The organism is Neobacillus endophyticus (assembly GCF_013248975.1).
GTDB lineage: Bacteria > Bacillota > Bacilli > Bacillales > Cytobacillaceae > Neobacillus > Neobacillus endophyticus.
The window spans coordinates 35446-48864 of the sequence record NZ_JABRWH010000002.1 but is presented as its reverse complement, the minus strand read 5'-3'; the positions used below and the strand labels follow the sequence as shown (position 1 = coordinate 48864).

At 37.0% G+C, this 13419-nt stretch carries 10 protein-coding genes and 1 riboswitch; of the genes, 1 reads left to right on the top strand and 9 read right to left on the bottom strand.

Going from position 1 to position 13419, the window contains the following annotated elements:
• Positions 1 to 282: 282 nt before the first annotated feature.
• From HPT25_RS26350 to HPT25_RS26330, 6 genes are all read right to left on the bottom strand, one after another.
• The gene (locus tag HPT25_RS26350; RefSeq protein WP_173071587.1) at positions 283 to 576 is read right to left on the bottom strand and encodes a hypothetical protein; all 294 of its coding nucleotides are present in this window, start codon (positions 574 to 576) and stop codon (positions 283 to 285) included.
• A gap of 328 nt (positions 577 to 904) precedes the next feature.
• Positions 905 to 2641 (bottom strand): hypothetical protein, encoded by a 1737-nt coding sequence (locus HPT25_RS26345; protein ID WP_173071585.1) that lies wholly within the window; start codon positions 2639 to 2641, stop codon positions 905 to 907.
• Positions 2642 to 3179: 538 nt separating this feature from the next.
• On the bottom strand, positions 3180 to 3308 hold the full coding sequence (locus HPT25_RS29190; RefSeq protein ID WP_281368290.1) for a hypothetical protein: 129 nt from the start codon (positions 3306 to 3308) through the stop codon (positions 3180 to 3182).
• Between the two features lie 293 nt (positions 3309 to 3601).
• Positions 3602 to 3961, bottom strand: coding sequence for a hypothetical protein (locus HPT25_RS26340; RefSeq protein WP_217270005.1), 360 nt, complete (start codon positions 3959 to 3961; stop codon positions 3602 to 3604).
• 199 nt (positions 3962 to 4160) lie between these two features.
• Positions 4161 to 4242, bottom strand: a riboswitch (cyclic di-GMP riboswitch).
• A 144-nt stretch (positions 4243 to 4386) separates the two neighbouring features.
• Complete coding sequence (locus tag HPT25_RS26335) at positions 4387 to 4755, bottom strand: hypothetical protein (protein ID WP_173071580.1); 369 nt, start codon at positions 4753 to 4755, stop codon at positions 4387 to 4389.
• Between the two features lie 9 nt (positions 4756 to 4764).
• Positions 4765 to 5127 (bottom strand): hypothetical protein, encoded by a 363-nt coding sequence (locus HPT25_RS26330; RefSeq protein WP_173071578.1) that lies wholly within the window; start codon positions 5125 to 5127, stop codon positions 4765 to 4767.
• A gap of 590 nt (positions 5128 to 5717) precedes the next feature.
• Here HPT25_RS26330 and HPT25_RS26325 point away from each other — a divergent pair.
• A complete protein-coding gene (locus tag HPT25_RS26325; protein ID WP_173071576.1) occupies positions 5718 to 6230 on the top strand; it encodes an SF0329 family protein in 513 nt (170 codons plus the stop codon).
• 87 nt (positions 6231 to 6317) lie between these two features.
• On the opposite strand, the gene HPT25_RS26320 is transcribed toward HPT25_RS26325, so the two are convergent.
• The 3 genes from HPT25_RS26320 to HPT25_RS26310 form a co-directional block, all read right to left on the bottom strand.
• A complete protein-coding gene (locus HPT25_RS26320; protein ID WP_217270004.1) occupies positions 6318 to 12122 on the bottom strand; it encodes a CARDB domain-containing protein in 5805 nt (1934 codons plus the stop codon).
• A 170-nt stretch (positions 12123 to 12292) separates the two neighbouring features.
• Entirely contained in the window at positions 12293 to 12814 is a 522-nt protein-coding gene (locus tag HPT25_RS26315; protein ID WP_173071572.1) for a hypothetical protein, read from the bottom strand.
• Between the two features lie 104 nt (positions 12815 to 12918).
• Positions 12919 to 13416 carry a peptidase M23 gene (locus HPT25_RS26310; RefSeq protein WP_173071570.1) on the bottom strand — a complete coding sequence of 166 codons (498 nt, stop codon included), beginning with the start codon at positions 13414 to 13416 and terminating at the stop codon, positions 12919 to 12921.
• Between the last annotated feature and the right edge of the window lie 3 nt (positions 13417 to 13419).

Genomic DNA, 13419 nt, shown 5'->3' with positions numbered 1-13419 from the left:
CCCTATATGGATGCCTGAAACAAAGAGCGCTGACCTTCAGCGCTCTTTGTTATGTTAAAATAAAACGGGATGATAGAATGGATGATCGGAAGCCCTAGAATTATCTGCCGATAGGATCATCAAACATCTCGATAAAGCGACGAAAAAACCGTTATCCGACATTTTCATGCCCTCCTTTTATTGATTCAAAACCAATTCAAAAGGGCACTTGCAAAAATCACAAAATAAAGGACATTAAATTTGTGATTTTTAAACAAAAAAAATAGAGGCCCACCGGACCCCCTACTTTTTAAAAGCTACACGTAAGTTATTCTGTTCAACTTCTAAATAATCCACCGTATATATACCGTCCAGTTGCCTGTACTCTAAATAACCTATTTCCTGTTCTACACTGTCCAATAATTCCTTTATGTTTTCAAGTTCACTTTTAGTTTCTTTAATAGATTCCTCATTCATACGGTGTTTACTTCCAGTTAATCTATCTTGAAAGTCTACTACTATAATAGCCTCATTACTACTCTTTTTACTTTCTAGTGATTTTTTTATCAGATAAAGATCACTTAATGTTATATACATTTCATCATCCCTCCTTTTTCGCCATAATCTAAACTACTTATATAGTATATATAATATTATGTAGTACAACACCAAGAAGTTAACTCTAATATACTGAAAATGAAATACAAAGAAAATGGATTTTTTGATGTTTATTGGACAGGTAGAACCACTGATATTGCTTTTTATGATGGAAGTAACCCAGATACCTCACAAACCTTTAGTCTATTTATAAAATATTTGTCAAAAAGAGAGGAGTGAGCCAAAAAAGCAGGAAAATCTCTTGTAGATTATCCCTGCTTTTCTTATGAGTGTTACTATGCTATTTCTATTGTGATTTGAAATTTTGTTATCGTTTCAAGGTTTCGTTGTAGACTGTTTCTGTTGAAATCATCGTCTCACCTGTATCCGAATAAGACATTTTTAGTACATCTCCTTCTTTAATAAAAGAAGCATAAACGGCTTGTTGCGGATTAATATTGAATACCTTGTCGCTATTTTCCAACAAGACTTGTATAACATTATCACCATTCATGGTGGTTGTGCTGACTCGAAGGACTTTACCTGTAATTTCTTTTAAGTCAGATTTATCTGTTGGTATTGCATTGTTTTGATTTTTCTCCGTTGCCAATAATAGCTTATAGCCATCCAACGCTTCCTGTTTTGTATCCCCATAGGCAACAATTTGTGGATTTTGAGCGTTCACCATCGCTATTTTTCTCAACAGTCCGTTAGAATCAACTACTGGAATGTACCAAGTTTCTGTTCCATAGATGTTGTAAAGAATAGGATTGGTTCCTGTCCACTGGTCTTTCTTAAAGGTATTATGAACAGCATTTAAACTTGCCTTACCATCAGCAAAACCTTTGGAACCTGTGTAATACGTAAACTGACCTGTTCTTCCATCCATCAAGGTATAGCCCACCATTGAGGTGCTACCAGGGTTTGTATGGTCAGTAAACCAATACATATGTCCATCTGCCCCATACACGCCTAACACTTCTTCTCCAGAATGCCATTCTGTCACTTCACTAATATCTTGTTTTCCAAATATGGTATTCCAAAATCCATGTTTGTATTTGGCTTGATATTCGTTATAATCAGATGCGACACTTGATGGAATTACATAATCTACGAAAGAAGGTACATTTTTAATAGAGTACTTTTGCATTTCTCCTGTTTCTGGATTCACCAAAACAGCTCCGTCAACCACTTCTCCGCTTCGATATTTCGCATAATGCCCCACAGCTACAACATAATAAGGTTTTCCTTGGTCATTTGGCTCGAAGCCTCCTCCGAACAAAATATCATGTGGGTATTTCTCTCTTATTTTTCGTTCCATAGAATTTCCAAAATAAGCAGAAGGCACATACTTCATATGATAACTGTCCACCAATGTTCCTTCATCATCTTGCCGTTCGGCTGATACTTTGATATATCCTGGTGTAGTTTTTGCTTTTAGGCTTTGAAAGAACCCTTTAAATTCAATAGGAGCTACCCAATATTCTTCTCCATTTATTTTTTGTCTGGTCAAATCCCCTAATTTATAGTAAGAAGAATTCGGAATGCCACCAATTAGTTTTTCAGCTTTATAAAAAGCCGATTCAATTGGGACTGTCGGAATATGTTTGATATCCATAACTTGCATTTTGCTTTGATTGGTTTGAACATGGACTAAACTATATAAATCTTTTTTGATAGTGAAAGGATAAATGCACGTCATAAATATCCATGTAAGTGACAAAAGCACTCCAATACCAAACCATATTGAATTCTTTTCTTCTTTTTTAGTTTCCTTTTTTGTTTCTTTTTCCTTTTTAACCTTATCTCTAAAGCTCGACCATAATAAACCATCTGCGATTAGTATGATGAGATAAATTGGAATAAGTTTTGAAACAAGAGCAGATATATTGTGGTCAGCTAAAGATAAATACCCAATCCAAAATCCAAAAATTAATGCAAAAACCACTTTTCCTAACTGCCAAAAGCCTATCCATTTTTTCTTCTTCCTTTTATTTACCCATTTCCAAAAGGTTGGTGTAGCAAGCAAAAAGAAAAAAGCGAAACAACCTGTCCAAAATAACATATGTTTATTCTCCTTATATTCTCCTATTTGATGTAAAAGAAGGGGGTGTCCCCTTATCTTTTTTAATATCTTTTGCGTTTTGGTTCAAACTCGATAATATAACGCTCCTATTTATGACATTGTTACCAAGTGATTTCGGTAAACGCAGATTAGTAGAAAGAATCCCTGATAGATTGGCAGAACGGCTTCAATGAAACAGTGCTTTACATTATCGAAATGGTCAACAAAAGCAGGGCTTTTTTCTGTTCTACTGTAAAAATCCGTTTCACCTGAAGGGTGACACCAGGATGAAGCATTTATAAACTATTTACATAATGCACCAATTTTCTATATTTGTCACTATATGGGTGGGAATTCCATTATTTGAATTTAATGATTGATGCTGTTTGTCGATATAGTCTACTCTGCACAGTACTCCTCCAATAAAAAGAGCATCTTCATAGAATTTGAAGGTTTTGCCTGTAACACAACTCAGATGGGGTCTTCTTGCAGGAAAGGATAAAAGCCAAGCGTTTTCGCCTGGCAACCATGGGTATTCTTAATGGATAAAAGAGTGAAGATAATAAAGCAAGGTACTTCCTGCAGTCCCAAAAAGAAAACGGAAAAATGTCACTATAACCTTTGACGAAATTTTCATCTTAAAGCCTTTTGGTGTTTCAATATTCATTTGTAAAATATCCTCCTTTCTAATTATTTTTTTTGTAAAGATAAGTGTTGTCTCCTTTTCAAGAAAAGGTTCTTTAGCCAAACTCCTGCTTATTTATAAAAAACAAAATCAGTAGGATCTTTAGCATTAATCATTGTATCTTTGGGTGGTTCAGATTTTAAGGCTTTTAAAAATAAAATTTTTAAAGCTTATTACTTGCTGTTTTTTTCAAAAAAAAAGAAGTGTGAATGGACACACTTCTTTTTATCTTCCCCGCCTCCTATGTGGAGGAAGGAAATGAATCACTTATCATATTAAATTTCTGCATACAAATCTTCTACATTTTTGTCCAAGAGATATTCTCTTGCTTTTTCCCTTGTAAGTTTATATTTTTTTTCAATATACGCTTGGTCTAAAAGCATATCCCTATTTGTACGTTCTAAATTAGATAGAGGATATTCCTGAGAAGTTGCAAACAATACTTCTACTTTCTCGTTCACGCAGTCTTCCCATACCGTCGTAATCTCTTTGGTTAAAGATACATGCTCTAATACTGTATCGTCACTAATAAGTACTTTCGTTTCCCTTACTACATACTCTTTTGTAGCCATTGATATTTTTTCTAAACCTTTGTTTTCTTTGAGTTGTCGCATTTTATTAAACCCTCGCTTCATTTCTACTGACTTTATTATAGAAGAAAACCTAGTACAAACTTTTAGATTCCACAATTATTATAGAAATAAGTATTTATTTTAGTAGTAGCAAAGTATTAATTACTAAACTATTCGGTTAAGGAATCAAATAACTGGGGGTCGTCTATAATGCAGTTATTCACTTACGAAGTTTAAAAGTTTTTGCCGAAAACCATTAAACTAGAATAATGGTCGGTTGCACTACTTGCTCCAGAGTGTTCAAGTGCCCAGATAGAAACAATCCTTCATCGCAGCCTACAGTTAGAAGTATAATAGTTAATTCTTATAATATCAATGGAAGGAGAACTATCAGATGCCACCATCTATGTATAAAAATCCTATATTGGATATGTTTTTGGGTTGAATATTACCCGAACGGGAAAGCCCACTCCTTCAGTATGGGAGTATCAGCTTAGATTTTCATATGGCCTTAATAATTCAATCATTTTAATAAAATCGCTTAATATATCTAGGGTTTTTTGAAACTCTTTCTCTTCCCCTTCAGCCGCTACTAAATTCCTAAATTCCGCTTTCCTTTGTTTTTCCTTTAATGTTTGTGGTAGTTGTAAGTCCTCAGTAAAAAAATAAAAAGGATCTTTAATTCCGAAAAGCTCATTTAGTTTTTCAATTCCCTTCGATAGGTCACCTTCTCCATTTAATAAATTGTAAAAGGTAGCTCTTGGTATTCCTGTCTTATTGATAACCCATTGATTATTTCTTCCAACTGAGTCGATATAAAGTCTAATATTCTCACCGACTATCTTTTTTGTATCCATTATCCTTTCTCACTCCCCTAACTCATTAAACAGTGAATCTAAAATAGAAACTTCTTTTTTTAGCCTTATAGACACTTCTAACGGTAATTCACTGCACAAAACCGCTGATTCTAAATCAGGATATTCATACCAATCTCCAGTGTATACATTGCCATCTTTATCTTCATCGAACAAATAGATACCTACACCGTTGAGCAATAACGCTACGGATAAAAACATCCGAATGTCGGCATTCTCCGCTATCTCAATATTTATCTCTTCTCGATGAAATAACCAAACTCCCGAAAAGGAATAGGTAGACAGAGTACAATCTCTTAAATGATGATCCATCATGCAATCACTTTCGAAGTGTATCGTTATGTATTGTTTCATTCATTTTCCCCATAGCTGCCTTTATTCCGTTCTGCTTTTGCTGATTTACACATTATAACTATTCCTTTGGAACATAGTGTTGTGAAGTATATCTTAACTACATGATAAAAGGGCTCAATTCTAAGCCCTATTGGTTTCATTTGTTTTAAAACATTAGCATAAACCAAAAATGTTATAGTTTAATCTTTATTTTGCAACAAGTAATCATAATATATTACTTTCTAAAAGCTTCATTAGATGTATAGCTTATCATAAAGGCGACATACAACAATTCATTTTGTATTTTTTTAGGGGAAAAAGAAAAAAGATGACCTGGATAGTTAACGGGTTCGGTTCAGAAGGAGAAAAATATAAAAAGCAAGCTATTTGGAGGTACAATTCACATATATAATTGGTACCTTTTCTTTTGTTGTTATATCAATCTTTATTTAGTTTTAGTTATAAAATTAGCACTCAATTTAGCATCGTAATTGGAAAGTGTACATAAATTTTATGTGCACTTGCTGATTTGCATGTTAAAACATCTGCTAAATAGTTAATTAAAGTATAAAATCTATTTATGAGAGGCATTTAGGGAGTGGGCTTTATATATGATGTGGTCAAAATTAAGAAAAAAAATAAAAGAGTTCTTCGCGCCTGAATTAAGAGAAAGAATTGATGTCCACTTGACGTGTTATCACGATGCACATGATGATGTTGGCGAAGTGTGGATAACATTAGATGGAAAGAAAATATTTGATGGTGGCTATTATCATTGGTATGTAACCCCTTTTCCGAGTAAAGCTGATAAAGTTTTTGCTAACAGCAATACCTTCTACAAGGAAGCATTTAAGGTACAAATTAAATCCCAAAAGGTAGAAGAAATTTATAAACTGGGTATTCACGACACATACCACATTACCCATAATCTATGGAATTATATGAACATACCTTATGAAGAAATACTGACTTCAAACAACCCTATATATAAAGCTTTTTCTTTAATTGATAAACGATTAGGGAAAAGACGATTCAACAAAATCAAGTTAAATGAAAACGAGCACCCCTTGGTAGTTCTTTTCTATGAGTTAAGAAAGAAGTGCTTTGAAAAACATCAACAGTAAAGACCTTTAATATTAATTAAAACAGCAACTGAGTTCGACTCAGTTGCTGTTTTTTATGCTAATCTGGATAGTCATCTTTTTTCTTTTTTAATACGTCCTATGAAGATTTAATGCATCATATACGTTTCCAATGATATTAACATTAACGACATCGGTTCGAATTTCACCATTACTATATCTCACTTCAAACGTGAATTGAGCAGGACCATTTTTTAAGTAAGTTGCAGGTTGTGAAAATGAATCCCTATAGTAATCTAATGAATATTGAGTTTCGCTGTCTTTATTTAGCAAAACTGTTTCTGTATAAGTGGTTCCATCCACCAATGGTGCCGTTAATGTTGCTTTTACGTAATCCTTTGGATAGGATGATACATCCGCATGTAACACAAAGGTCTCTCCGCTATAGAAATCCTGTGGATTATGCCCAAGTGCTTGATGCTTAGCTGTCCAATCCGGAGTATGATCTACATGACCAATGATACTCAGGTCTGTGACTGGAATAGTAGACGAAATACTCGAACTTGCACCGTATGGATCTGTTACAGTCTGTGTTATCGTCCAGTTTCCGATGACATTAGCCGGAATCGTGAAATTCGCGACATTTTGCGTTGTCACAACGCCATTCGGGTCGGTAATCTGATATACATAGGTTAAAGGTTGATTATCCGGGTCCGTGGCTGCAGAAGTAACAGAAATCGTGTCGTTTACCGTATAAGATGGTTTATCTGTTACAAAAGCAGCGTTTGGCGGTCGATTTACCACCGTGATCGTATTTACATATTCATCGGTCGCACCGTATGGATCGGTCACAACTTGGTCAATGGTATACGTACCAATTTGCAATGAATTGAAAGATGGATTTACATCACTATAAGTAGCTGTGCTTCCATCTGGTGCAGTGACCGTATACTGATACGTTAAAGGATCTCCGTTTTGGTCATACGCGGTTGACGTGACATAGACTTTTTGGTCATTGAAATACGATGCCTTATCCGTCGTAAATCCTGCAACTGGCGGTAAATTATCGACAATAACATAATCCGTATACGTGGCTTGGTTTCCAAAATTATCTGTTACCGCTTGTGTTACTGTATATGTCCCAACCTGTGAACCAATAAAGGCTGGGTTAACAGCAGTGGACGTAAAGGAACTTCCGTCCGGACAAACGATTGTATAAAGATAACTTAGCGTAGCGCCCGGAGCACCGAATGCCGTGCTCGTGATGTTAACCATATCACCGACAATATACGGTGAATCGTCTATAAATCCTGGCGTTAATGTTCTAGGAATTGCTGTGATTACACCTTGATAAGTAGCGGTATTTCCTAGTGTGTTTTGGACAGTTTGTGTCACGTTGTAATCGCCCGCCTGATCACAGGTGAAAGATGGATTTGTATTCGTTGAATGAAAGCTACTTCCATCTGGCTTAACAATCAGATAATCATAGGTTAAACTTAGTCCATTTGTATCGTATGCGGTACTGGTCAGAGTGCAAGTGTCTCCAATATAATAAGGAGAGTCATCTGTAAACCCTGGTACTACCGTACTTGGTGTAATCGTGATATTTTGCGTATACTCGGATTGACCATCGATATCCGATGCAACCAGCTTCACCGTGTAAGTCCCAGGTGTATCAAAAAAATTATTAGGATTTACCACATCAGAGAATTCGCTATAAGATGTATCTGGATCAGTTGCGATCTTGATCAACCAAGAATAAGAAACTTGATCCCCATCTGGCTCTGTTGTTTGGTTGGTAAATGTGATATTGCTATTTTGCAAGGCCGAGCTTACAGAAGAAAATTTAGCAGTAGGCGGAGTGCCTTGAACCGTTATGGTTGTATCAATTTCCTTACTGTATGTTTGGTTCACCAAGGAGTTTGTGCTTTCTCCATTTGGAGTTCTTGCGATTAATTGATATGTGTATTGCGTGTTTGGAGTAACATTTGTATCAACATAAGATAAATCCTGACCAGAATAAATATCAACGCCATCTCTTTGCAGTTCATATGTTGTATTATCGCCAGCATTTTCCCACTCCAGTTGAATCCCATTCGGTGTTGCTTGACTTACAAACTGAATAGGAGTAAATCCTACGGGTGCTCCATCATTTTTAGCTGTTGAATGGTCATAAACTTTCGAAGTTGTATAATCGTCTGGCGTCCAATATCCCGCTAATCCAGCCTCGTTGCCTGTTAAACTTCCTGTCATGTCACTTGTGACTTGAGCAGCCGTTCTTGCGCCTTTCCAAACTCTAACGTCCGCTAATTGTCCAGTAAATTTTAACCCAGACACATTTCCTGCGAGATGTAAGTTTGGTGAAACTGAATATGGAGTTGTTGGTGTGGGTTGCCCAATTGCACTTAATGTTTGTTTAACACCATTTATATACAACACAACTGAAGTTGGCGAGATGACTCCGTTATAAAAACTAGCCGTTACATGTGTCCACTTACCTATGATGTTACTGCCTATCGGTGCGCCCATCATATCCCCATTTAGAGTATTAAACCCTATACCGTTTGACGTAATCCAAATCGTATAGTTACTAGAAAAAGAGATCGGTAACGAACCATTTGTACCATCCCAATTCACCCAAAATTCTACGGTGTTTACTGCACCTGCGGCCGTATTGACAGGAATGTTACTCAAGGCTACTTCTTGTGAAGTGTTGGTTAAATCAAGACTGTCAGAAGGTGAATCCAAATGAGTCACTAAACCCGCTTCGTTGCCTGTTACTTTTACATTCATGTCACTCTGTATTTGGCTTTGGGTTCGTTCATAATTCCAAACTTTTACCGCTGCTAATTTGCCGCTAAGGTTATACTTACCTGATACGTCGTTAAAACCTGAAACGGTTAGTTTGTTTGCTACATTGACAGTCGCATGTGTTGAATAATTAGTTGGGTCAAAAAACTTATCAACTAGCGTTTTTTGTACACCGTTGATATAGATCTTACCTAAATCGATATTCCCGTTATTAAAAACAGCTGATACATGAATCCATTTGTTTGGAGTAATCCCCATGTTCGCGTAGGTGTTACCGTAAAAATCGGATCGACCTGTGTTAAATCCAAAATACCCTGATGCCATGAAAAGGTCATAACCTGAAAATCCTAAAGGCATCTCAAATTCAGTACCGTCCCAATTCATCCAAAATTCTACGGTTGTCTTAGCGTTTGCTGTTGTTGTATCAGTAGCAATATTAGATAACTGGTAAGATGTTGCTGCTGTTTGGTCAAAGGTCAAATAATTGTCATAGGGATTAGGATTAGCAGTACTTGCTGCTTGAATAAACGTATTATTAGGATTATTCATCAAAATCTTATTTTCTGGATCGGCCACCATTTTAATGGTGTGCGTTCCTCTTGCTAATTTCCCTAGTGATGCTGTGACCGTATTCGTGTTACTCGGTGCTAGCCCGTAATTCTTTAAAATCCTTGAACCTACTTCTACTCCATCCACATAAGTCGCATGCTCTACATTTGATGCAGAAGCATTTCCGATGTTTTCAAAGTTCCCATCTACACTTATGTTGTCATTCGGACCAAAGGTGCTTGTGCTAGTTTTCGTTGTGTCTGATGTCTTATACGATTTCATACTATCAGCAATAATGAAAGGTGATGTCGGAGCTTTGATTAAAACGGTAATCGTATTCGTCTGATTATCTGTTTCATCACTTTCCGTTACTTTATTGTTAGGGTCACCGAGTCCATATATTTGATAGATACCGGGGCTTAACCCACTTAGTGAAAACGTCAATGTATTCGAGCCACCCGCCGTATAATTGGCTGTTGTGATGGTTTGCTGTACTCCATTTACGTAAATCGTATGCTCCACACTATTAACAATAGAAGAACCTGTATTTTGGTAGGTCGTTTTAATTTGAATCGTAGCGCCAGCATTAAATTGGTACTGTTCCGTTGTCCCTGTACTATCGTAAGCTTTGATACTTTGTGCTGCAATATTGATAGTTGTAGGAGGAGGTACTGCGCTAACTGTAAAGGATGCCGTTGGCGTATTATTGTTCGTCTCGCTTGACTCCGCAATGGAATTCGTATAATCCGCAGTTCCATACACCGTATAATTACCGGCGGGAAGATTGGAGAAGGTCTGAGAAATCGTTTTCGATTGACCTACTGAATAATCGACTACCCCTGCATTTCCTTGCTGAGTTCCATTTAATGTGAACGTGTGATTCACACCACTAGCATTTCGAGTTCCAATATTCTTAAAAACTCCTTTAACTGTCACGGGCTCCCCATAATTGAAGGTTGTTTTTGCTACCACGTTGCGGTCATAAGTGCTAGCTGATTGTCCAGCTAAATCAGGTTTCGTTGCCGTTACTGTGATCGTAATCGAACCTGTATTATTATCTGTCTCGTCACTTTCTTGAATCTTATTACTTGGATCAGCTTTAAAGACAAACGTATAAGTTCCAGGCGCTAAGCTTGAATAAACTTGGTCCACATTATTCGTTTGGTTAACGGAATAATTCTTGGTGATGACACTTTGGTTTGTGCCATTCATGGTAGCAATGTGTTCTACATTATTTACAGCTCGCGTCCCATCATTCCGAAAAGTGCCTCGAATGGTAATGGGTTCAGTATCGGTAAAGGTCGTTTTAGAATTACCACTTGAATCTAAAGCGGTTATGCTCATAGCATGAATGTTGGCATAATCAGGTTCAAATTGATAGATTCCTCCAGCCCCGTTTACAACTAGCACTTTTTTGTTTCCTCCACCTAATGCTAGTTCGGAGTAAGATCGTACGCCACTCATTTGATAGAAACTATACTGCTTACCTGAGCTGTCACGATACCATGAAAAATCAGCACCGTTACTTCCATTGACAGCTTTTATATTGCCCTTCCCTGTCGCATACATAACAGCCCCGTTCGCAATCGCAACTGGAGAACCAGCTATGCCTGCACTTTCATAGTGAAGCTGCTTATAAGAACCATTAGAAGGATTATATTTAAACAAGTAGCCTTCCCCTGTATTACGTTTGTTCACTGTGATATATAAACTTTTGCTGACAGGATCGTAAGCAGGTGCAAAGATCATTTTCCAGTTTGAGCCCTGTAGAGCAGATGCCCCATCATACTTGTTAAAGGCTCCACTGCTTAGATTCCAAGTATACAGCTTTGTCGTTTTATCAACACAGTAAACGGTTGTCCCATCGGGAGTCGTACAGTCACCAGATACCCCCACGTCTGTTGTCTTTGAACTTTTGAATGATCTACTAGCAACATTGAAAGTTAGAATCTTCCCAGGATATCTATCTACACCGAAAACAATGGTTGATCCATTCTGGGCTAATGTACCTGACCCAGAGATTACGCCACCTGCGTTGTAGTCCATGAAGGGAGTACTGCTGCTATCAAGAACATTAAAACCATATATATGATGATTCCAGCTCCCTATATAGCAATCGCCATTAGAAAGACAAAGTGGACCATCGGCAAATCGGTTAACTTGTCCCTTTACTCGTGTTATGAATTGTTTTAAAGGCGTTCCGGTTTTTTCATCTAAAACATAAATTTCTTCTCCTGCCGGAACCACCAATCTAACATCAGCAGGATTGTTAGGGTTATGGACAACAGTTGCATTTCCAGGGTGTCCAGATAAACTGCCTGTGCCAGATAAAATTCTCCTCCATAAAACTGTGCCATTAGTCATATCGTATGCTACAAAGGTTGAATCTTCTGTAGAAAGATCATACATGATGTTATTTTCTATGATAGGACCGGAACTGGTGTTTTTTAAATGATTTCCATCAGTTATAGTTCTAACATATTTATAAGGAAACTGATAATCCGTTACATAATGTGTTCTTTGAGGGTTATTTCCCTTCATAATAAAATCTGCTGCCTTCGCTGGTGGAGGCATTGAAGAGAACAGCAGTATGAACACAAGGATGTAGGATAAATATTTTCTGCCTTTCGTACTATCGCCTTCCTTTCAAGCAAAGTGTGGGATTATATCCCTATCAATCAGCTGAAATTTTTCAATTGATTGATAGAAATATAAGCAAGGATAAGGAGAGAAGTCCTCTCTCCTTAAAAAATGGAACTAAAGAAATGGGAGATCTTTTCAAAAATGATTGAAAAAATATTATGGGTACTTTGCGTACTTTTCTTCGCTTTTTCATCCGTAATGAGGGTATACTGTTCCCCCTCTTTATCGTCCTTTGTGGACTCCATTCGCTGATCCACTTTTTGAATCAGCGGTTGAAGCTCTGGGATGTTACTGATTTGCGAATCGCTTAAAACCTTTTTGATTTCCTTTAATTGTTTCAACTGAGTTGGTAAATAAAACTCTGTCCCCGCAAGTTGTAAGGAAATCAAGGACATAACATCCTCTCTCTTGATACGCGTTAACTGATGTTGTTTCTCTAGTTTCGAAACAACAAGATTCGCTTTCTCAAAGATTAACTCATTCCCTATAACAGGTCCCTTTGTAGGCGAGACTGTTGACTTGATCGTTTGAGCCTCTGTTATGCCAGCACCTAGTATTAGTACCCCACTAATGAACGTAGCGGAAAGGAATCCCATTTTTCCAATCATTTTTTTCCTCAGCATTTCTCTGTTCTCCTTGTAAGTGCTCATGCAACAAGCTAATAACTAGGATTTAATACCCCAACTCTTTTATCTCTTAATATAGGATGCAATGACGGGCTTAAACATTATTTTTTATATTCATAAACCGCTGCCTGTCTAATAATGGTGTCGCTCCCATTAAACCAGCGGGGGCTGTCGGTAGTCATAATGGCTATTATGCTTGGGCCATTTACTGTTTTACTGATATTGTAGTTTGGATTATTGTAAATGTATGGATAAGTCGTTGTTACGTTATCATCGATAAATTCTAAATCAACAAGATAAAGATTATTTTTAAAGAACGAGTTTGCATTTGGAGTATATACGTAGCCTGCATTACTGGTGAGATTCAAATTTGTATCCAAGCTGGCTTGAATATTATTGAGCGCAGCATTTTGGTCAAATACGATCTTCCCATTTGCCAGGTCGGCTGAAGATAGAGCTAGGGCACCGTCGTGTACCGCCAATTCTAAGGCATTCTTCATCTTAAATGTACTGGTTTTATCAGCATCTAAATTCACTTGTAGACTCATGATAAAGGCAAACAAAACAACCAATAGAATGGTCCTCAACGCTGTAGACATATA

What these genes read in the sequence shown, in the direction of transcription:
- HPT25_RS26320 (WP_217270004.1), bottom strand. Translation starts at nt 12,122, where the DNA reads ATGCCTCCACCAGCGAAGGCAGCAGATTTTATTATGAAGGGAAATAAC.
- HPT25_RS26330 (WP_173071578.1), bottom strand. Translation starts at nt 5,127, where the DNA reads ATGAAACAATACATAACGATACACTTCGAAAGTGATTGCATGATGGAT.
- HPT25_RS26335 (WP_173071580.1), bottom strand. Translation starts at nt 4,755, where the DNA reads ATGGATACAAAAAAGATAGTCGGTGAGAATATTAGACTTTATATCGAC.
- HPT25_RS29190 (WP_281368290.1), bottom strand. Translation starts at nt 3,308, where the DNA reads ATGAATATTGAAACACCAAAAGGCTTTAAGATGAAAATTTCGTCAAAG.
- HPT25_RS26310 (WP_173071570.1), bottom strand. Translation starts at nt 13,416, where the DNA reads ATGTCTACAGCGTTGAGGACCATTCTATTGGTTGTTTTGTTTGCCTTT.
- HPT25_RS26350 (WP_173071587.1), bottom strand. Translation starts at nt 576, where the DNA reads ATGTATATAACATTAAGTGATCTTTATCTGATAAAAAAATCACTAGAA.
- HPT25_RS26340 (WP_217270005.1), bottom strand. Translation starts at nt 3,961, where the DNA reads ATGAAGCGAGGGTTTAATAAAATGCGACAACTCAAAGAAAACAAAGGT.
- HPT25_RS26325 (WP_173071576.1), top strand. Translation starts at nt 5,718, where the DNA reads ATGATGTGGTCAAAATTAAGAAAAAAAATAAAAGAGTTCTTCGCGCCT.
- HPT25_RS26345 (WP_173071585.1), bottom strand. Translation starts at nt 2,641, where the DNA reads ATGTTATTTTGGACAGGTTGTTTCGCTTTTTTCTTTTTGCTTGCTACA.
- HPT25_RS26315 (WP_173071572.1), bottom strand. Translation starts at nt 12,814, where the DNA reads ATGCTGAGGAAAAAAATGATTGGAAAAATGGGATTCCTTTCCGCTACG.